Here is a 20,154-nt window from a genome sequence, read left to right as displayed (position 1 = left end):
TGCTCACTGGCAACCGGGACCCGGGGGCGGTTACGCTCAAAGCATGAACCCCACTGCGGAAGACCGCCCCGGATCGCCCTGGCCGGTGCTGGTGGTGGATGACGAGCCTGCCATCCACGAGATCACCGGCATGCTGCTGGAGCGCATGGCATTCGAAGGCCGTCCCATCGAGCTTCACCACGCGTCCTCCGCCGTCGAGGCCCGCGAACGGCTGGCCGCCCGACCGGACATGGCCCTGGTGATCCTTGACGTGGTCATGGAGACCGACGATGCCGGCCTGCGGCTGTGCCGGTACATCCGCGAAACCCTCGGCAATCGCGAGATCCAGATCGTGCTGCGCACGGGTCAGCCGGGCCAGGCTCCGGAGCGGGAGGTCATCCTCGGCTACGAGATCAACGGCTACTTCGTCAAAACCGAGCTCACCGCCCAGCGGCTGCAATCCCTGGTGGTGTGCGCCCTGCGGGCGTGGTGCAACATTCGCCAGACGGCATCGCTACCGGGCCAGGGAAAACGACGAGCATCGGGTCTCGCCGAGGCCATCCGCTCGGACGCTCTGGGCTACCGGCTCGCACCGATTGTAGGGCTGAGCCGCGGCCAGCTCCTGGGCATCGAGCTGCAGGCCCAATGGACACCGGGTCCCGGCGAAACCCTTGCGGGCACTGATCTGGAGGCCTTGGCCGAGGCGGAGGGGCTGGCGGCCCCCTTGGGGAGGCGGCTGATCGGCGAGGCGTGCCGCGAGGCGGTCGCTTTGGGGGGCGCGGCGGGACACGGCCTGCGCGTCAGCGTCAATGTGCCGGCCGCTGCGCTGGCCGAGGACAGTCTGACGGAGGGGGTGCGCGAGCAGCTCAAAGCCTGGGATCTGGCCCCCTCGGCGCTCGCCCTGGAGGTCGCGGAGCCGGGTCTGCTGCGCAATCTGCGGGCGGCCAGCACGGCCATTGCCGAGCTGCGCCGCCTGCGCGTGGCGGTCATCGCCGATCAATTCGGCACCGGTTCCTGCTCGGTGGCGCAGCTGCGCCACCTGGACCTGCACGGCCTCAAGGTCGCATCGCGTTTCATCGAGGGGTTGGATCGCGACGCTGACTGCGCCGCCATCACCCGATCGGTCATCGCCCTTGCCCACACCCAGTCCATGACCGCCTTGGCCGAGGGCGTGAACAGCGCCAATCAGTGGGAGTTCCTGCGCTGGGAGGGGTGCGACGCGGCCCAGGGCAGCTTTCCGGGGGAACCCATGACCGCCGAGCAAGCCGCCGAGTGGTTCCGTCGCCCTCCCACCGGTCATCGGCACTGATTCACGCACCTGCCCGTTTCGGTCCCTGTGGCTCGGTGCGCCGTGCGCCATCGCTTCCAGTCCGTTCGATCCGCGTGGGGCCGGAGTGTCCGGGATGCCGGCACATCGGGGGATGGATGTAGCGAAACCATGAACTGTCGGAGGCGCTCGGCGAGGGCGGGCGTCATGACGGGAGCGGCGGTAGCGGTCGCCCCAGGCGAAGTCGTCGGTTCGTCCGGCGCCTCGGGCGCGGGCAAGCCCCGACTTCTCCGCGCCGTGGCGGATCTCGACGTCCACGGCGGCGACATCCGGCTTGACGGTCGCGACCGGCAGAGCATGCGCGCCCACGCGTGGCGCCGGCGGGTGACGTTACTGCGAATATCGTCTTGCCGGCGGCATGCCCGTCGAAGTCATCTCCGGACTGATGCTGTCGGGTTTCCAGCACCCGGCCTGCCAATACGCCATTGAGCATGACAGCATTCTCCAGGCGGTTGCTATCACGGCCTAGTGTCGCCTGCGCATGACCGATGACGACGACAAGCCGGAGGCTATTCGCGCGACCATCGCACGCGAGGAGGAGCGGCTTGCTGCCCTCGATGCCGAGCGCGAGCGGGCTCGCGAGGAGCTTCGCCGCCTGCGGCTGCGGCTTGCCGAGTCCTCCGCCAACGGGGCTTCCGCGTCGCAGGAGTCCGCGGAGGCCGCGGCCGATGGACCGGAAACGCCCGCCGCGAAGCTCGCCCTGTTTCGGGCGCTGTTCCGGGGACGCCAGGACGTCTACCCCCTGCGGTTCGTCAGTCGCAGGACGGGCAAGGCCGGCTACAGCCCCGGGTGTTCGAACAAGTTCGTGCCAGGGATCTGCGGACTTCCGAAGATCAAGTGCGGCGAGTGTCCGAATCAGGCGTTCGTGCCGGTCGACGATCAGGCACTTCTCGCCCACCTGCAGGGGCGTCAGGTGATGGGCGTCTATCCGCTCCTTGCGGACGACACGTGCTGCTTTCTCGCGGTCGACTTCGACAAGCAGTCATGGCAGGAGGACGTCATCGCCTTCCGGGACACGTGCCGTGCTGCCGGTGTTCCCTGCGCGGTGGAGCGCTCACAGTCCGGCGACGGGGCGCACGCCTGGTTCTTCTTCGAGCGCCCTGTCCCCGCATCGCTTGCACGACAGCTCGGCTGCCACCTGCTGACGCTGACGATGTCGACCCGACGCGACATCGCTCTGGAGTCCTACGACCGGCTGTTCCCGAACCAGGACACGCGCCCGCGTGGGGGATTCGGCAACCTGATTGCGCTCCCGCTACAGCGCCGTGCCCGTGACCAGGGAAATACGGTGTTCCTCGACGAGCACCTTGCTCCGTATCCGGACCAGTGGCGCTACCTGGCCTCGATCCCGCGTATCGCCCCCGCCCGGGTGGAGGCCCTCGCCACCGAGGCGGCGAGGAAGCACCAGGTGCTGGGTGTCCCGTCGGGAGAGGGTGGTGAGCCGCGGGAAGCGCCCTGGCGACTGCCGCCGTCGGGCAGCGTGAAACCGGCGCTGGATCCGGCGCTGCTTCCGGATACGGTTCATGCCGTGCTGGCCCAGAAGCTGTTCGTGCGCACCGAGGGGCTACCGTCGCCATTGATCAGCCGCATCCGACGGCTGGCGGCGTTCCAGAACCCGGAGTTCTACAGCAAGCAGCGCATGCGTCTGTCCACCGCGCTGACGCCGCGGGTGATTGCGCGCGATGAGAGCCACGGGGCCTACCTCGCGATCCCCCGCGGGTGCCTGACCGAGCTCCGAACCCTGCTTGGCGAGCAGCATGTCGAGCTTGTTGTCGAGGACGAGCGCACCTCGGGCGCATCCGTGCAACACGCCTTCAGGGGCGAGCTGACCGCTCCGCAACGTGATGCCGCAGACGCGATGCTCGGTGAGGAGATGGGAGTTGTTGTCGCGCCGCCTGGCTTCGGGAAGACCGTCCTCGGTGCGTTTCTCGCGGCGAAACGCGGGTGCAGCACCCTGGTCCTGGTCCACCGGAAACCCCTGATGGAGCAATGGGTGGCGCGGTTGGCGCTGTTCCTTGGCATCGCCGAGAAGGAGGTCGGTCGCATTGGTGGCGGGCGTCAGCGTGCCACCGGCCGGCTGGACGTTGCGATGATCCAGAGTCTCGTTCGTAAAGGCGAGGTGTCCGATCTTGTCGCAGGCTACGGCCAGGTCATCGTGGATGAGTGCCATCACCTGCCCGCCTTTTCCTTCGAGCGCGTCCTCGCGGAAGTCAAGGCACGCTACGTTGTCGGGCTGACGGCGACGCCCACGCGCCGGGACGGTCATCACCCCATTCTCACGATGCAGCTCGGCCCGCCTCGGTTCATCGCTGACGCCCGCACTCAGGCCGCGCAGCGTGCGTTCCGGCACCGCCTCATCGTCCGGCGTACGCGATTCACGCTGCCGGACCCCGTGCAGGATCGACCAATCCAGCAGATCTATGGCGCTCTGGCTGAAAGCGAAGACCGTAATGCGCAGGTGGTGGACGATATTCTGAGTGCGCTGGAAGCGGGTCGCAGCCCCCTTGTGCTGACCGAGCGCAGAGACCATCTGATCCGGCTCGCGGAGCGGTTGCGCGGATTCGTTCGCCATCTCGTCACTTTCCACGGTGGCATGGGGGTGCGCCAGCGCAGGGAGACCCGGGATCGTCTGGCGGCCATTGCGGAGGATGAAGAGCGGTTGATTCTTGCGACCGGCCGGTACGTCGGTGAAGGATTCGATGACCGGCGACTCGATACGCTTTTCCTCGCCATGCCCATCGCATGGAAAGGAACGGTGACCCAGTACGCGGGTCGCCTACACCGGCTCAATGGCGGCAAGCGCGAGGTCCGGATCTACGACTACGTTGACGTGGAGGTGCCGATGCTCGCGCGCATGTTCGACAAGCGCCTCGCGGCGTACCGAGCCCTTGGTTACGAGCGGGACGAAGACGCCGGCAGCGATCAGCAGCTGCCGCTGGAGCCGGAACCCAACGAGTGAACGTGGCGCCGGGACAGCCGTTGGGCGGTGACCGGCGCGTATTCCGGTCCATCGTGACCGGTAATTCCGGCTGAAGGTGACCGATTCCAGCCCCGGCATCGGAATCCGCCGTCACGTTCCCGGAATCACCGGTCACGATGCCGGAATACGGACGCTGGCCCCATCGAGCCGCCTCGCCCATTCGCAGCATTCCGGTCGCTGCGTGTCAGGGGTATCTATGCCGGGTACTTCCCGGGTTACGGCTGGCGAGACCTCTTGCCGGAAAGGGGCATGCAGTCACGTTACAGCGCCAGGAGATTGCGAATCGACTTCAGTGGTCGCAGTAGCCGCAAAGGCCCCGGCAGTTGCTGAGAATCGTGGTCTTCAGGATGTGTGTTCAGGGCCCGTCATTTCAGGCACCTTTTTGAACACACACCCCCTCGTCACAAGGCCGTATGGCTCCCTGGGTGGGCACGGCCTCTTGATTCGTCACACCATGATTCAAACACTTACGTGAACAAGCTCCCCTGAGCCGCCTCGAGTGTCGATGTGTGTTCAGGGCCCGTCATTTCAGGCACCTTTTTGAACACACACCCCCTCGTCACAAGGCCGTATGGCTCCCTGGGTGGGCACGGCCTCTTGATTCGTCACACCATGATTCAAACACTTACGTGAACAAGCTCCCCTGAGCCGCCTCGAGTGCCGATGTGTATTCACGGCCCGGCATTTCAAGCACCTTTTTGAACACACACCCACTCCCCCCAAGCGATACGCGCTCCCCGTGGGCAAGGCGTGGCGAGGTTAATCCAGGAATTTCAGTCACCTATATGAACTCAGCCCCTGGGGTCACCGCCGGTGTCACCACCTGGCCAAGGCGTGGGTGTGTTCACGCTCGGGCATCTCGGGCACCTTTTTGAGCACACTGGTGTGGTGGCTCTGTACTGATTGGGGGTTGATGGGTTGAGTCACCTGAACCGCAGCCCCTGGCTGAGCCTCGACGGTGCCTTGATGGAAGAGGCGAGGGCACAGGGGATCGATCTTTCGCAGTTTCTCGACAAGCATCTGCGCGCGCGGCCCTCCGGGAGCGTCGCGAACAGGCCTGGCGGAAGGAGAGCCGGGAGGCCATACGCGAGGACAACCAATTCGCGGGCTCTCGCGGTAGCCTGCGAGATCGATTCCGCCGGCTCTGATGCGCCCTCAAGCTGCTGACCGATCCCGTTCAGCCTTGCCCTGCCTTTGGGCGCAGACCAGTGCCAGAGACAGTACCGGTGCACGCATCTTGCCCACGGCCGCGCACAGGTTGTGGCTCGCAAGCAGGACCACAGTCAGCGGATCCGCTCGCCGTGTATCAAGTCCAGCCGCGCCAGCTGTTGCGTGATGGTGGAGTCCACTCCACGGGCGCAGGGTCGCTGAACATTCCGGGCTGATGCGAGCGTGGCCAACTGTGAAGCGGTTCCGATTCCCGGGCCGGTGAACCAGCGAACGACAAGTGCCTTGGCTGGCACGTGCTGGATAGACTCGTGGAACCGGCTCGAGGGATGGCCGCGCCGCTATACTGTTAGCCCATACCCCCAGCATCGCCACGGTGGCCGCGATGACGGACTCATTGGATTTGCTTGAGCGGTTTCGCGACCTACGCAACAAGAACCCGGTGCTGGACGGCGAGATCCAGCGTACGGCGTCACGACGGGCGTTGGCGGCGGCCCTGGTTGGCCTGCGTCGTGCCGCAGGGCTCACGCGAGACGAGATCGCTGAAGCCGTCGGTAAGGGAAACGCCGACATGTCGCGGGTTGAGTCCACCGCCGGCGAGCTGGATCCGGAGCTGCTCGCTCGCTACATCGATGCCTGCCGTGCGCGTCTGTGGGCGGTCGATGAGCCGCCACCGATGCCGACCGACCCGGAGTGATGTGACACTGGCCTGCGGCCGGGCGATGCACCAACCCTCGCGCATTCGCACCGCCCTCGGGTGGAGAATCCGGTCTGCCACGGGCTGCGACTAAGGGGCCGCGCGCGCATCCCTTCGGCTTCCCTTTGCGGGCGGCAGCAGGAGATCCCGAGGGCGACTCGCCAACGACTTGACAGGGCGCGCCGAGGAAGTCCTGCTTGGTGCGTCGACAGCCCGAGGATGAGTGCATTGCTGCAGCTGTTCGGAGCGACTTACGGCACGCGGCCGCTGCTCGACGTGTTCGCGGACGAGGGGTTCGCGGCAGCCTTCCTTGATTTTGAGCGCGCGCTGCTGGAGGTCCAGGAGGCGTTCGGCCTCGTTCCCGGTGGCGAGGCTGCAAAGCTCGCCGCCATCCACGTCTCGCAGCTGGACCTGCCCGCGGCGGGGCGGCTTGCCGTGACCACGGGAAATCCCGTGGCGGGCCTGGTGGAGCAGCTGCACGACGCCGCGCCCTATGCCCATTACGGCGTGACTGCGCACGATGCCTGGGACACGGCCCATGTGCTGCAGCTGCGGGAGGCGACGGGGCTGATCCTGCGGGATGTCCGGACAGTCGCCGGACGCCTGGCCGAACTCGCCGATACCCATGCCGACTCCCCCATGGTCGGGCGCACCCAGGGCCAGGCGGGTGCCCCGACCACACTGGGTTTCAAGCTTGCGATCTGGCTCGATGAGCTGCTCCGCGTCGCCGCCCGGCTCGAGCGGGCCAGCGCCGAGGCATGCCTCATCAGCATTGCTGGAGCGGTGGGAACCGGCTCCTCGTTCGCTGTGATGGGCGGCGACCCCGAGCGGGTGGAGCGCGCCGTGGCGGAACGCCTCTGCCTGCAGCCCGTGCGCACCGCCTGGCACACCGCCCGGGATCCACTCGTCGCGCTCGCCGGCGCCCTCGCCCAGCTCTGCACCCTGGCCGGCAAGGCAGGTCACGAGATTTACAACCTGCAGCGCACGGGAATCGAGGAAGTGGCCGACGGTGCCGCCGCCGGCAGCTCCTCCGTGCCTCAGAAGATCAACCCCTGGCGGGCGCAGCGCATGCACGGGCTGGCGGTCGTGGGCCGGGGGCTCGCCGCAAGCGTCGATGCGGCCGCCGGCCTGCCGGAGGGCGAGCGCGAAATCGGCTCCGCCTATGCCGAGTGGCACGGCCTCGCCCACCTCTGCCTCACCACTGGCCGGCTCGCTGCTGACCTCGCCGACCTCTGCGTGCACCTGGAGATACGCACCGAAACCATCCGGGCGAACCTGGACGCGCAGCCCTCGGTCCTCTCCGAGAGCCTGAACATTGTGCTCTGTCAGGCGGTTGGGAAGCAGCGCGGTCACCAGCTGATGAAGGCGGCGATGGCCCGCCACCATCAGGGTCTACCGTTCCGCGAGGCGGTTACCGAGGCGTTCACCACGGCAGGCGCCGAACCGCCGGACGATAGCCTGTTCACCGCCGGGGTGTCGGGCTGGGCCCCCCGCCGCGCCCGGGAGACGGCGGCTACTGCGCGCGCGTGGCTCCGCCACGGCGAGCCAGCTGGGAAAAATGCGCGTTAGATGAGTTCGCCGTATCCGGCCACGAAGTGTCGAACCGTGGCGTGAGGAGAGTCTCGGTAATCCGGTGGGCAGGTTCGAATCGGTGCGGTGTGGAATTAACCCAACCGTCCGCGGAAATGGCGTAGACCCCCTCCCCCCCCCCCCACGGCGGTCAGTACGCCGACGCACCGGGCGTCGAGGCCGGGTCGCTCGAGCCCAGGTCGAAATCTGACGCCAGGCGGCGGGTCGCCCCGGCGAGGAGCGTGACATCAATGCCGACGGCGACGAATCGCGCGCCGAGGTCGAGGTAGCGGCGGGCCATTGCCGAGTCTCCGGTGAGCGTGCCGGGCGCCTTGCCGCTGGCAGAAATGGTCTGGATCGCCGTCTCGATCGCGGCCTGTACTTCAGGGTGCCCCGCCTGTCCCAGGTACCCCATGGAGGCAGCGAGGTCCGCCGGGCCGATGAAAACGCCGTGTAGGCCATCCACCGCGCAGATGCGGTCCAGATTGGACAGGGCCGCCACCGACTCCGCCTGGACCAGCAAGCAGACCTCGTCATTGGCGATATCCACATAGCCTGCCCGGGCACCCCAACGCGACGCGCGGGCCGCCGCGGCGCCCACGCCGCGGATGCCCTGCGGCGGGTAGCGTGTCGCGGCCACCACGTTCTCGGCCTGCTCGGGCGTGTCGACCATGGGCACGAGCAGCGTCCGGACGCCGACGTCCAACAGCTGCTTGATGAGCGCCGGGGCGCCGCTGCGGGCGCGCACCACCGGATGGCCGCGTAGGGGGCGACCGCCTGGAGCTGGTCGAGAGTGCTGCGAACGTCATTGGGCGCGTGTTCGTTGTCGATCAGCAGCCACTGGAAGCCGGCGGTGGCGCATCCCTCCGCGGTGTAGGGCGAGGCCATGGACAGCCACTGAACCGCCGTTACGACCTGGCAGCCATGGTGCCCCGACTTGCCGTCGCCCTCATGCGCGCAAACCCCTGCCCACGAAAGGAAATCCAGATGGCAGCTGAGGCAGGGGCATAATCAGGTGCCCGGACGGGGGAAGACCCGCTAGGGGCTTCCGCTTCGCCGAAAGCCCGGCCCGAAGGGGACGCCCCGGGGAAAGGGGCTGTCGTGGGTCCTGCTTGGACTGCAGGTTGGAAAATCATGTTGGAATTTCCTGGCTTAGTGCGGTTATTTGAGCTTGAACCGAACCAATGGCCAAAATCATGTTGAAAAATCCGCTCTAAAAGCGGATAATGAAGCATGGTTCACGATCAGCGCTCAGCTTTGGCAAGCTATGCCAGTAGCCTTCTCTCGATGGGCCGGACGGTCTTTACGGCCGAGGAGGCTGAGCAGTCTTTGGGCGTCGGGCGCGGTGCGTTGCTGGATGCCGCCGAGCGGCTGCAGCGCCGAAACGCTCTGCTGAACCCGCGGCAGGGCTTCTATGTCGTCGTTCCCCCACAATTTGCGTCGTGGGGTGCACCGCCACCGGCCTGGTACATCGATGAGCTCATGCGCTACGAGGGCCAAGCGTACTATGTCGGGCTCCTCAAAGCCGCAGAGCTGCATGGAGCGACGCATCAGGCTGTCATGGAGTTTCAGGTGGTCTCGGCCAAGCGCCTTCCGAAGATCCGCGCCGGTCGCAACCTGATCGTCTTTTACTTCCGCAAGAATATGGAGGCAGTCGCCGCGGGGATCGAGAATCGCAAGACCGATACCGGCACGATGAAGATCTCGTCGGCCGCGCTCACCGCTCTCGATCTGCTGCGCTATCCGCAGGCGTCCGCCGGAATCGACAACGTCGCTACGGTGCTCTCCGACCTTGGCCAGAAGATTGATGCCGATCAGCTCGCCGCCCTTTCCGTCACGGTGGAGCGGCCGGTCGTTCAACGTCTCGGGCACCTGTTGGATCGTCTCGGGCATGAGGCTCTGACGGGCCCGATGCTGAGTGCGCTGCAAAAGCGGGGAATGGCGTCCTGGACCGAGCTGGATCGCCAGGAAGCCCGGGACCCGGATTTTGCACCCGAGCCCCAGGAACGCGATGCCCGCTGGCGGGTGGTCGTGCGGCGCGCACCGGAGCTCGACGAATGATTCCGGCGCAGAACATCGTCGCCTGGGGCAATGTCGTCCCGTGGGCGGATCAGCGGCAGGTCGAGCAGGACCTCATCATCAGCCGCGCGCTTGTCGAGATTTTCTCGGACGACATGCTGCGCGATGCGCTGCGGTTTCGCGGCGGCACGGCGCTCAACAAGCTGCACTTTCCGGAACCGCTGCGTTACTCGGAGGATATCGACCTAGTTCGCACGTCTGCCGGTCCGATTGGTCCGATCCTCGATCAGTTGCGCGTCGTTCTGGAACCGTGGCTAGGGCGCGCGCAATTCGACCAGAGTCCGGTCGCGCCGAAGCTCCGCTTTCGGGCCGAAGCCGAAGACGGCAGTGGCGTGCCGATCCGGCTGAAGATCGAGATCAACACGCGCGCGACAGAGGCATTCGATGCGCCGACGGCTTTGCCGCTCGAGGTCGTGAATCCGTGGTTCTCCGGCGACGCGGCAATCCCAACGTTTTCCCGGGAGGAGATGTTGGCGACTAAGCTGCGCGCGCTGCTGCAGCGCGACAAGGGGCGCGATCTCTACGACCTTGCTTATGCGCTCGAGGTGTTCGAGGGCCTCGACGTCGACCGCGTCGTCGAGATGCTCGGCCGCTATCTCGACCTGGCCGGCCAAGCCATCACGCGGGCGAAGGCGCAGGAGCGGATGTTCGCTAAGCTGGCCAACCCACGCTTTTTGCTCGACATGCGGCCTCTGCTGCCAGCGGCCCAGGTGGAAGCATGGACGCAAGAGTCGACGGAAGATGCGTTCCGCCGCGTGTTCACGGCCCTTATCGATGGGCTGCCCGGGGAGCCCTGGGCGAGAACACCGGCGATGAAAGAAAGGTTCGGCATTACATGGTGAGGTCGCTGTCTGCTCGAGCGCTTCGCGCTCGAGCGTGTGGTGGTGGTTGCCGACCGTGGCCTGTTGAGTCTCAACAGCGGTGAGACCCTGGAGGCGTTGGGGCGCGAGCAGGGCCTGGCCGTCCCGGGGCGACGCTATGCGGAGCTCACCGATCTGATCGCCGAGCTCAATCCTGCCCTTGCCGATGGTTGCTTCCCCAAGTACGAGCGATCCCGCTCACGGGGAAAAAACCCGATCGTTTTCCCGGAACAGATACGCGAACCGTTTAAACTGATCCCGAGACAGGGCGGGCCTTATTCGCTCTCGCTGCGACTCGGACATCGCGAGCATCTGCCGGGTTGCCTGTGCCGACCGGATATTGACAGTGTAGTCCGAAGGGATGAAAGCGATTCCCGCGCATCGGAGGATGTCGAAAAGGGACAGAATATCCTTCGGGTCCAGCCGTCCACATTCGGTAATAGCCCCCACTATGCGCTCGAGCTCAGGCCTGTGCTCCGGTGTCTTCTTCAAAGCCGTCTGTAGCGGCTCGAGCGCGCGCTCCTTCAACCTGGTCTGCAGCGCCTCCCGAAGGCAGGCGTTGCGGCTTGCCGCGTCGGTGACCGCAACCCCGGACCTGTCCCGGACCACGATCTCGGGGAATCGGAGTATGCAGCTCGAGTCAACGAGTAGGCTGGTATTGGTCTGCGAGTTCGCTATCTCAAAGTTGTGGGATAAATGCAGTTGCTCGCAGAGCTCGCAGCAGACCCATCCGCTCTTCGGCGGATAGTCAATCACGTGACCCGTAAAGTGCCATTCGGCCAAGGCGGCCCGGAATTCATCGGAGACGCTGAGGGGGAGCAGGTTGAGTGTGGCAATCGCGACGTGGCGGTTCATGAGGGGGACTCCTTCTTATTATTATTGTCGCTCCATTATAAAGGATCAACGAAGGAAAATGACAAGTGCGATCGGATTCAGGATTGAACTCCGGTCTTGTGGGGTGGCCTGTTGCTGGAGATATGTGTCTCGGAGCCGGCATGGAAAGACCGTTGCCACCCATTCGATCCGCTCGGTAGCTGATGCGTCGGCGGTGCCCGGATGCGGGGCGACCGCGATGCCGCCCAACTCGGGTACATAATCAGGCGTGGCGAACAGCGACAGCCTTGGCGTTGCATAGAGGCGGGGTATACACGCCTCTGCCCGGCGGCGATCCCCTTCAGGGGCGGCAACTCATGGCTGCGCCCGGCCCGGGGCAGCCAGTCCGCATATTGTGTAACCCCCGCGTTCGCGTTATGCCGAGCTCATGATGAGTCCCTCAATGAAGCGGGAACGCATGACCGCCTGGCTGAATCTCCCCCGATCAGTTGCTTGAGACCCCATGAAGGCGTCCGGCCGGACCCCGCAATGCGCGATTCACGAGTCGCGGGGAAGGTGAGCAAGACCTGTCCTGCTGAGACGCCAGGCCCCCGGCACCACGGTGGCCCCAACTCTTGCTCTGGCCGTGTAGCCCCCTGGGGGGTAGCTCACGCTGGGCCGCGAGCAACACACTCGTGCGCCGGATGCTCAAGCGCGTGGCCGACCCCGGGGGAACCCTGTAGGCATGGAGCGAAGACTTACAGCACCGTCAGTCGGCATCACGGCATTACCCAAACGCCTCCCCGGTTACACTCGCCGTCCACCGGTTTTGCAGGCCGTCCCTGAACGCTTTACCTGAACCGTGAAGTTGCCCACGACCAAGGCATTCAGCTCACGCGTCGAAAATCCTGCGGCGTCGCGTCGAGAAGTCCCCGCTGTGGCCGGAAACCGGCCCAGGGGGCGTGGTGTCGGTCAGCCAGAACTCCGGCCCAACGCCACTGCGACGCATATGCCGAGTAGCGGTTGCGAGGCTTCCTCTGGGAGCGCAGACTAGACCAACTAGACCATATGGGGCTCGGGTCGCAATGGCCATCCAGATCAATATGTATGAGGCCAAGACGAAGCTCTCCCAGCTAGCGGAGCGAGCATGGGCGGGGGAGAAGGTCATCATTGCCAAAAACGGCAAGCCCTATCTCGAGCTTCGTCCCTACATCGCCCCTCAGGGGCAACGAAAGCCCGGTCGCCTCGCCGGCAAGATCCAAATGTCGGCGGACTTCGACGAGACCCCCGGGGAGGTCATTGAGGCTTTCGAGGAGGGGGCGTGAGGCGCTTGTTGCTCGACACTCATACGTTCCTGTGGTGGCTCAGCGCGGACCCGTCTCTTGGCGAGCGTGCCCGGGCGGCCATCGCCGATCCCCGCAACCAGGTGTTCGTCAGCGCGGCAACCGGCTGGGAGATCGCGATCAAACGGGCTATAGGCAAGCTATGCATCGAGGACGAGGACCTCGACAGCATCGTCGAGGAGGAGGGGTTCAACCACTTGCCGATAACCTTCCACGGCACGCAGGCCGGCACATTGCCACAACACCACAAGGACCCGTTCGACCGCATGCTCGTCGCCCAGGCACAAGCCGAGGGGCTGACCATCCTTACCGCGGATACCGAAATCCCCAAGTACGGTGTTCAGCACCTCCCTGCTCACTCATAGCGCGGGATGCTACGAGCAGCCGATGATCCGGATCGGCTCGGATCGAGTATTGTTAAATGGAAATCCAGGGAGGCCTCGGCGGCCAACGGAGTAATGCTGACCTGGGCGGGATAGTCGGCAGGCGACAGCGAGCCGTGCCCCCTTCCGCCCCCGGGAGCGCGCTTGACGTTTGATGGCTCCGACACTAAATGAATCCCATGGAACAACAGAACACACACCAGCCATTATGCCCCCGTTTCACGCGGGGGGACGTCATTATGTTCATCGCGCCGGATGGACTTGTCGTGGACTATTTTGTGACTGAAGTGCTGACTCGAGAACGGGTCCGCGTACAGGCCTACGATCAGGACGGCGAACTGACGGCGCGGGCACGTTACCTCGGGCCGCGCGAACTTGTTTACTGCCGTCTTAACGCAGCGGCTAACGGGGCTTTACGCAGATTGCGGGAGCAATACGGGGGAGTTTGATCTTCCGGCGGGCCGGCTGCTGCGGTGGCGATGATCGCGTCCCGGATCACGACATTCGTGGTATGACCGTGGAAACCTGATCATCCTGTCCACTTCGATCCGCTGACGGCCTACGCGTTAATGTTAGGCATGACGGCCCGCGGAGCGGGCGCGGTCGAGACCGGGTGCCAACATCGTGTTGTTGGGCACCTGGCAATCCGTGCTCAGCGTCATTGCACGGGGGGCCCGACCGTGGCCATCGACGTACCCGCCCTTCAGCTAAGCTCCAGACCGTCCGAGAACCGGTGCGCGTACCGTTTGAGCTGCTCGCGCGACAGCGCTGGCCGGAGCTGATCGAACTCGGACTCCGACATATTGTTCATCTGCTCGGCGGCTCGCAACGGGCGCAGATCGACCTGGTAAAGGGTGGGGTCGAATGGCACGTCCGCCGCCCGCAGGCGTGAGAAAAGCCAGAGCAAAGGCAACGGCTCAAGCCGTCCATATTGTTTAATCGGCATCGCCACTCGCCTAATGTCGCCGCGATCCTCGGGAGTCCTCTTCCAGAGCTCCCGGAGCGGCCGCAGAGAGTTCTCGATGCGTTGCTCTTCACGCGCCGCCCGAAGTCGGGCCTCCCGCTTGGACGGATCCGTCACAAGTACCCCCCGTGTGTCGTAGACACCAATGGCGGGGAATTTTAGGATGCAGCTGGACCCCACACGGAGCTCGCTACCGGTATCGGAGTTTCCGATGACGAAGTGAAGAGATAGGTGTTTCTGCTCGCAGAGTTCACAGTAATTATGGCTACTCTCGCTGTTGCACTTCAGCACTTCCCCAGTGAATTGCCACTCCGTTAGTGCCGCGTGGAAATCATGTGCTACGCTCAGGGGAAGCAGGTTCTTCTTGGAGTTCTCAAGCCAGCGGCTCATGGCGTCACCTCGTTGTTTTTATTGTTATGGGGTCATTGTACAAAAGTCTCCATCAAAAACGACAAGGGCTGATGTGTTCCGGCGATTAGGGGTGCGGCAGAGCGGCTGGCTCCGTTCTGGTTAGGGGCTGGCGGGCTGAGTCACTTGCGCCGCAAGCCTTGACGTGGCGGGTGCCGGGCGAGCAGTAGTGCTGCCGGTCGTATCCCGCGCCGTCACGGGTTGTGCGGGAGGCATCAACCGCTGATAAGAACAGAGCCCACAAAACGGTGAGAGACTTGGTACTGCGCAGAGAAGCTAAGCCGATCGATTCGGTGGATTGCACCCCAGGAGCAAGGGTCGGATCGCGCGGTCGGCTTTCCTAGCTATGCATCCCACGTTCCTCGCCTTTTTCCCGGCCGTACGCCCCATCACCGGGTTATGGAACGCCCGGATGGCCAATCGGTGGCGCGTTTCGAGGCGAAATGCGGGGACCACTGGCTAGCATCAGAGGACGAGAAGAGCGCCGGCGACCCTGATAGCGGGGCCAAGGCCACTGAGGCAGGGCTCTTCTCGGCGCCAGACAACGTGCCCTCCGTCTCGCCGTTTTGCCCTGGGCATGCAGTCTCCTTCGGCCTGGATTCTCTTCGGCTGCAGGGGATTCCTCCCATACCTCCGGCAGAGCCCTCTGTGTGCTGCCGTGTGTGAGGGGGCATAAGTGCCGGGTCGCTTTTCGCAGGCCCTCTGATCCCTCACCGCTTTGGGCGCACGCAGGGCCTGCCAGGGGCTGCTTTCCGGGGGCAATGTGCGCGACGGCCTGCGAGTCACCGCAGCGCGCGGGGCACGACACCGTCGCGGATTCCCGGGGGCGAACTGCGCGGCGAAATTCCGCGCATCGCTCGGGCGACGGCGAAGCCATCACCGGGATCTCCTCCCTTCCGGATCCCTCCCAAATCTCTCACTTCTGATGCCGCCCCCGGCGCCATTTGTTCGGCATCCTCGTTGTTGCCACTTCATCCGCTTCGCCGCGCGCCCTCTTCGCGTCGATATCGCCGCCATGATGGGAAAAGTGAGAGATTTGGGAGCCCGCCGGCCGTGCCTGGCGCTTCCGAGGTCCGCCCCTCTAGTTTCGACTCGAAACTCCACTCGCCTCGCGTCCCGACACACGGGCGTGCGGCGCTGATCCCGTGTTGCTTGCTTGCTGGCTGGCCTTCCCAAATTTCTCACCTTCGTGCATTGATTCGCGACCCCGGCCTTCCGTGATGCCGATCCGGAGCTCCCGCGCCCCGGCGCTCGCGCGGACATTTCCAAATCTCTCACCGTTCGGCACTCCCCGGGATACCCCGCGATCGGAGAGCTCCGGTGGTACCGATTGCCGGCGGCCGCATCGTCGCCTCAGGCGCGCACCCCCTCGACGGCGCCATTCGTAATAGGCGGCCTGCCCGCATTCGCAAAGTGAGAGATTTGGGAGTCCCACCCCGCCGTGCCTGGCGCGTCGGAGCCCGGGCCCTCGCGTTTCGATTCGAAACTCCCCCGCCGGGCTGGGCCCCGGCACCGGCCCGCTGCGGGCTTTCGTGTCGCACCGTGGCTCATCTTCCCAAATCTCTCACTTTGGCGAATCGATCCATGACCCGCTCCCGCCCACCCACCCGAGTGAGCAGGCCGCGCAGGCTCAGCGGGGCAAGGGAGGCGATACCAGCACTCCACGCGGGCGGTAGGGGGGAGCGGGAATCAATCGGTTCATGCTTCGAAGCGAAACGCCGCCTCCCGCGACCCTGCTCCGGATCTCCTGCGGCACGGCGTCCCCGCGCGTCTTCCCAAATCTCTCACCTGTCGTGCTCGGTGGTTGGTGAGAAACTGCGCCGCCCATCCAACATGCCGTTCCGGATTTCGGTGGCCCGACCAGGGGGCACGGTTCAGCTGATCGCATGGGACAGATTTCCCGCTCGATGTGTGTGTCTTTCGGCTCGCATTGCCTGCCAGCGAGCGGAGCACGAGCGGTGATTCCGCCCGCCCGGGCTATTGGTCCCGCTGTACGGATTACCGCTTCCGCTGCAGTGGGTGCTCGGGCACGACGATGCAGGACAGCGGGGCGCCCATGGTCATCTGGTATCTGGCTATCTCCGGAGGAGTGCCGGCAGAACACGAACACGGAGGGTTACACAGAAGAGATGCTCGGGTTACACGCCGGATCGCCCGGTCAATTGGATCGCGGCATCACGCGGGTTACCGATTCTCTGCCTCCCGGGCTGGCGTCCCAACGCCCAGCCCGCCGGGAAGTCCAGTCTGTAACCCCCCGTTTGTGTAATGCCGAAGCGAGTCACCGGTTGGGTTGCCGTCGTTTCTCCCTTACCGGGCTGCCGATGCCCCGGGTCGTGCCGGCGGCACCCACCTCCACGCGGTCCGGCGCCTGTGCGGCGCCCTCGATCCGATTGCCTGCCATGGCGTGCACCGCGCGGATTGGCCGGCATGCCTTCGGCACGATTTGCGCAGGCGCGAGGGAGCCTCGACAACGAGGCCGTGGCCGTCGCCTCAACACGTGGAGTGAAAGAGCCCGCCAACGGCATCGCCGCGCTCGACCAGCTCGTTGTAGATCCGAGCGGCCTCGTTGGTCTCCGCGATGTGAACGGTTACGCCGCGTGCGTCCAGGAGCACCCGCGTTTCGCGCATCGTCCGCAGCGCCTTCCACATGCCGCGGCTCAGCACGACGGTTGTCGCCCCGTGCTCGAGCAGCTCCCTGACGTCGGCGGGCTGGATGCCGGGGACGTGGCGGGTGCCGGTTTCATTCCAGTCCCACGCCCGGCCACCGCCCGGCCATAGCTTGAAGTCCTTTCCCGACCCGAGCGTCTCGATTGTCATGCGGCCCCCGCAACCCTGCCTTGAAGACGATTCCAGCCTCCCGGGCGCCGTGCCCCGCCGCCCGGTGAGCCTCGCGTAGGGCCGTGCCGCGGCCAGGGCCGAAGTTGCCCGGTTCTGGTGGACAGTTTCAGGCTTTCGTGATCGCGCTCACCGTGGCCATGCCGGTACACGCGTTGGGAAGCTCAGCGAGGCGCGGCCTGTAGCTCGGTGGAGGGCCCCTGGCTGTCAGGGTCGTTGACGTCCAAGGGGTGCTGTCGCCGTCGTTGCGTGTGTGTGGGGGGTGCATGCGCCCATCCGCCGCCGGTCGCGCCGGATGGGCGCCTCTGCGAGGACCGTGCGGATAATCCCGTTGAGCTCATCGCGCACCGCCTCGCGCGATTGCAGATCGGGCCCGCTGGCCGTTCTCGATCCGGAGGCAAAGAACATACCGCGGGCGGCGCAGGGCGCCGACATCGTATGCTCACGCTGGCGGCTCACTTGTCGGCGCCCGGCCCCGAGGCGCTCGCCAGGCACCGGCCGTTCGACGGTGCCCGCCTGGCCGGGCTGCCCCTGGATGCACTGCAACGCAGCGGCGATGCGGGCTTTTGGGGACGCGGCGCGCCGGTTTCGCTCACGCGAGACCGAGTCACGTCGCTCAGCGACCGGATCTTCGGGTGCCGGCAGACACCCCAACACCTGGCCCTGGCAAACGATCGTGGGGCGCACGCCCGTGCAGCCTTGTCAGTGAATGCGGCGCTGTTCTGATTTGAGGTTGATGGCTAGGCTTGCCCGCCCCTCATGCGGGGGGACGGTGATGAGGGCACGGCGGTTCAAGGCGCTCATGGCGTCTCTGGCGGATATCACGGAGGCACAGCCCGGGGAGCTGCGCCAGGGTCTGGGCGAGGCGCACGAGCAGCGCCAGAGCATCCTGGTCATCGAGGAGGCGCTGCCCATCGGCTGCCACCACTGCGCGAGCGAACGCGCGGTGCGCAACGGCACGCGGCTCGGGATCCGGCGCTGGCTGTGCCCGGAGTGCGGGCGCAGCGGCACCGCGACCACCGTTTGTGCACATAACGCAGAACCCCTTTTCACAGATTCTACGTTTGGGAACCATTTTTCACGTGCTAGTGTCAATTTTCACGGCAGCGGCGTGCAGAGACAATAATTCGAGGAGGGTGACAGAATTTCATGGGTGAGCGGCAAGGAGAGCATTTTCCAGGGCCGATAACGGTTTTTCAGGAAACCCGGCTGCCGGAGCGGGCAACGCCAGCGGGGTACAGCGCGCTCATTGACGCGTATGACCTGGCGGTACCGCTTCCGCGGCAGCTGACGGCCACGGGCCAGCACCACCGGATCACCGAAGGCGGCGGTTGGCGCATCATGACCCCGCGTCATGCCCCGGCCGCGACGCTCGATGGCCACCTGACGTTCGCCCTGAAGTATGAGGGGCTGGATCTGGCGGTGCTCAAGCGCCTGTTCCAGGCAACGGGACCCGCACCCATCGTGGAGCTCGTGGAGAACAGGCCCACCGGGGGATACGCCCGGCGGATCTGGTTTCTCCATGAGTGGCTGCTCGGGGCGCAACTCGACCTCCCCGATGCGCAGGCGGGGCGTTACGTCCCGGCGGTGGACCCGGCCCAGCAGTGGGCGATTCACGGTGAGAACTCGCCGCGGCATCGGGTGCGAAACAACCTGCCGGGAACGCCGGCCTTCTGCCCGTTGATCTTCCGCACCCCGGCGCTGGAGCGCTCTGTCGAGCTTGATCTGGCCCGCCGGGCCCGTGAGCTCGTTGCTGACGTGCCGCGCGATGTCATCGCGCGCACGGCCGCCTTCCTGTTGCTCGAAGACTCGAAGTCCAGCTACGCGATTGAGGGCGAGCACCCGCCCCAGGACAGGATCCAGCGTTGGGGCCGGGCGATCGGTGAGGCCGGCCGGCATCCGCTGGACGAGGACGAACTGCACCGTCTCCAGCGTACCGTGATCGGCGATGCCCGCTTTGTGACGCTCGGCCTCCGAGCGGAAGGGGGCTTCGTTGGCGAGCATGACCGGCAGTCGCGCCTGCCGCTGCCGCAGCATATCAGCGCGCGCCCCGAGGACCTGGACGCCCTGGTTGAAGGACTGGTGGCCTTTGACCGCGGTCCCGCCCAGGCGCTCGACCCGGTGCTGGCGGCCGCCGCACTGGCCTTCGGCTTCGTCTACATTCATCCGTTTGAAGACGGCAACGGGCGGATCCACCGCTATCTCATTCACCACGTGCTGGCCGAGCGGGGCTTCAATCCGCCGGGACTTGTATTTCCCGTCTCCGCGGCGATCCTGGACCGCCTGGACGATTACCGGCGCGTGCTGGAAACCTACTCGGCGCGCCTGTTGCCGGTCATCGACTGGGTGCCCACCGAGACCGGCAACGTCCACGTGCGCAACGACACGGGCGATTTCTACCGCTTCTTCGATGCGACGCCCCAGGCCGAGTTTCTTTACAGCTGTGTTGAGCGGACCATCGAGCAGGATGTACCCGATGAGGCTGCCTTCCTGCGGCAATACGATGCGTTCAGGAGCGAAGTGACGGCCATGGTCGACATGCCGGATCACACAGTGGACCTTCTTTTTCGCTTTCTGCGACAAGGGGATGGTCGCCTGTCCAGGCGGGCGCGCGAACGGGAGTTCGCCGCGCTGACGGATGCGGAGGCGGCCCGGGTGGAGGCGGTCTACGAACGGCTGTTCAGCGAGGCTTAGGCGCTGGGGATCTTTTCTGCGGTCCACGGGCCGCCTGGCAGCGTCGGAATGCAGGG

At 65.6% G+C, this 20,154-nt stretch carries 18 protein-coding genes and 2 pseudogenes; 14 read left to right on the top strand and 6 right to left on the bottom strand.

Annotated features, from left to right (window positions below):
* The first annotated feature begins 43 nt into the window (after positions 1-43).
* The 6 genes from LMH63_RS15300 to LMH63_RS15285 all read left to right on the top strand — a co-directional run bounded on the left by LMH63_RS15300 (position 44) and on the right by LMH63_RS15285 (position 7,719).
* Positions 44-1,288 carry an EAL domain-containing response regulator gene (locus LMH63_RS15300; protein WP_109679770.1) on the top strand — a complete coding sequence of 415 codons (1,245 nt, stop codon included), beginning with the start codon at positions 44-46 and terminating at the stop codon, positions 1,286-1,288.
* A 129-nt stretch (positions 1,289-1,417) separates the two neighbouring features.
* Positions 1,418-1,735 carry an ATP-binding cassette domain-containing protein gene (locus tag LMH63_RS19575; RefSeq protein ID WP_109679769.1) on the top strand — a complete coding sequence of 106 codons (318 nt, stop codon included), beginning with the start codon at positions 1,418-1,420 and terminating at the stop codon, positions 1,733-1,735.
* A gap of 52 nt (positions 1,736-1,787) precedes the next feature.
* Complete coding sequence (locus LMH63_RS15295) at positions 1,788-4,265, top strand: TOTE conflict system archaeo-eukaryotic primase domain-containing protein (RefSeq protein WP_109679768.1); 2,478 nt, start codon at positions 1,788-1,790, stop codon at positions 4,263-4,265.
* 962 nt (positions 4,266-5,227) lie between these two features.
* Entirely contained in the window at positions 5,228-5,434 is a 207-nt protein-coding gene (locus LMH63_RS19570) for a type II toxin-antitoxin system CcdA family antitoxin (RefSeq protein ID WP_109679777.1), read from the top strand.
* 395 nt (positions 5,435-5,829) lie between these two features.
* Entirely contained in the window at positions 5,830-6,150 is a 321-nt protein-coding gene (locus tag LMH63_RS15290; RefSeq protein ID WP_109679767.1) for a helix-turn-helix domain-containing protein, read from the top strand.
* 228 nt (positions 6,151-6,378) lie between these two features.
* Complete coding sequence (locus LMH63_RS15285; protein WP_158280452.1) at positions 6,379-7,719, top strand: lyase family protein; 1,341 nt, start codon at positions 6,379-6,381, stop codon at positions 7,717-7,719.
* A gap of 151 nt (positions 7,720-7,870) precedes the next feature.
* Here the strand turns inward: LMH63_RS15285 and LMH63_RS15280 are convergent, their stop codons facing one another.
* Positions 7,871-8,470 carry an aldolase/citrate lyase family protein gene (locus tag LMH63_RS15280; RefSeq protein WP_199225728.1) on the bottom strand — a complete coding sequence of 200 codons (600 nt, stop codon included), beginning with the start codon at positions 8,468-8,470 and terminating at the stop codon, positions 7,871-7,873.
* Positions 8,471-8,541: 71 nt separating this feature from the next.
* Positions 8,542-8,607 (bottom strand): annotated as a pseudogene (locus tag LMH63_RS19565) (hypothetical protein); the annotation flags it as partial.
* 345 nt (positions 8,608-8,952) lie between these two features.
* Here LMH63_RS19565 and LMH63_RS15275 point away from each other — a divergent pair.
* The 3 genes and pseudogenes from LMH63_RS15275 to LMH63_RS19635 all read left to right on the top strand — a co-directional run.
* Positions 8,953-9,780: a type IV toxin-antitoxin system AbiEi family antitoxin domain-containing protein gene (locus LMH63_RS15275; protein WP_109679765.1), complete on the top strand. Its 828-nt coding sequence runs from the start codon at positions 8,953-8,955 to the stop codon at positions 9,778-9,780.
* Positions 9,777-10,640: a nucleotidyl transferase AbiEii/AbiGii toxin family protein gene (locus tag LMH63_RS15270; RefSeq protein WP_109679764.1), complete on the top strand. Its 864-nt coding sequence runs from the start codon at positions 9,777-9,779 to the stop codon at positions 10,638-10,640. Before LMH63_RS15275 ends, LMH63_RS15270 begins: the two co-directional genes overlap by 4 nt.
* Positions 10,641-10,649: 9 nt before the next feature.
* Positions 10,650-10,823 (top strand): annotated as a pseudogene (locus tag LMH63_RS19635) (IS1634 family transposase); the annotation flags it as partial.
* A gap of 33 nt (positions 10,824-10,856) precedes the next feature.
* On the opposite strand, the gene LMH63_RS15265 reads toward LMH63_RS19635, so the two are convergent.
* Complete coding sequence (locus tag LMH63_RS15265; RefSeq protein ID WP_109679763.1) at positions 10,857-11,513, bottom strand: hypothetical protein; 657 nt, start codon at positions 11,511-11,513, stop codon at positions 10,857-10,859.
* A gap of 1,043 nt (positions 11,514-12,556) precedes the next feature.
* Between LMH63_RS15265 and LMH63_RS15260 the strand changes: the two genes are divergently transcribed.
* A complete protein-coding gene (locus LMH63_RS15260) occupies positions 12,557-12,796 on the top strand; it encodes a type II toxin-antitoxin system Phd/YefM family antitoxin (protein ID WP_229332615.1) in 240 nt (79 codons plus the stop codon).
* A complete protein-coding gene (locus tag LMH63_RS15255; RefSeq protein WP_109679762.1) occupies positions 12,793-13,179 on the top strand; it encodes a type II toxin-antitoxin system VapC family toxin in 387 nt (128 codons plus the stop codon). The genes LMH63_RS15260 and LMH63_RS15255 overlap by 4 nt, the downstream gene beginning before the upstream one ends.
* Positions 13,180-13,900: 721 nt before the next feature.
* Here the strand turns inward: LMH63_RS15255 and LMH63_RS15250 are convergent.
* The 3 genes from LMH63_RS15250 to LMH63_RS15245 form a co-directional block, all read right to left on the bottom strand.
* Positions 13,901-14,551, bottom strand: a complete 651-nt coding sequence (locus LMH63_RS15250; protein WP_146205266.1) for a hypothetical protein — start codon at positions 14,549-14,551, stop codon at positions 13,901-13,903.
* A 2,296-nt stretch (positions 14,552-16,847) separates the two neighbouring features.
* On the bottom strand, positions 16,848-16,970 hold the full coding sequence (locus LMH63_RS19415) for a hypothetical protein (RefSeq protein WP_255414640.1): 123 nt from the start codon (positions 16,968-16,970) through the stop codon (positions 16,848-16,850).
* Between the two features lie 89 nt (positions 16,971-17,059).
* Positions 17,060-17,386, bottom strand: a complete 327-nt coding sequence (locus LMH63_RS15245; protein ID WP_109679760.1) for an MTH938/NDUFAF3 family protein — start codon at positions 17,384-17,386, stop codon at positions 17,060-17,062.
* 456 nt (positions 17,387-17,842) lie between these two features.
* On the opposite strand from LMH63_RS15245, the gene LMH63_RS15240 reads away from it, so the two are divergent.
* Genes LMH63_RS15240 through LMH63_RS15235 form a run of 3 tightly spaced genes read left to right on the top strand, consistent with a single transcriptional unit; the run spans position 17,843 to position 20,098 of the window.
* Positions 17,843-18,130, top strand: a complete 288-nt coding sequence (locus LMH63_RS15240) for a hypothetical protein (RefSeq protein WP_146205265.1) — start codon at positions 17,843-17,845, stop codon at positions 18,128-18,130.
* The gene (locus LMH63_RS19630; RefSeq protein WP_442777722.1) at positions 18,114-18,530 is read left to right on the top strand and encodes a transposase-like zinc-binding domain-containing protein; all 417 of its coding nucleotides are present in this window, start codon (positions 18,114-18,116) and stop codon (positions 18,528-18,530) included. Before LMH63_RS15240 ends, LMH63_RS19630 begins: the two co-directional genes overlap by 17 nt.
* 23 nt (positions 18,531-18,553) lie before the next feature.
* The gene (locus tag LMH63_RS15235; protein ID WP_109679758.1) at positions 18,554-20,098 is read left to right on the top strand and encodes a Fic family protein; all 1,545 of its coding nucleotides are present in this window, start codon (positions 18,554-18,556) and stop codon (positions 20,096-20,098) included.
* Positions 20,099-20,154 lie beyond the last annotated feature (56 nt).

Origin of the sequence: Spiribacter halobius (genome assembly GCF_020883455.1) — a bacterium.
In the GTDB taxonomy this organism is placed as follows: domain Bacteria; phylum Pseudomonadota; class Gammaproteobacteria; order Nitrococcales; family Nitrococcaceae; genus Sediminicurvatus; species Sediminicurvatus halobius.
This window is presented reverse-complemented; position numbering and strand designations above follow the sequence as displayed.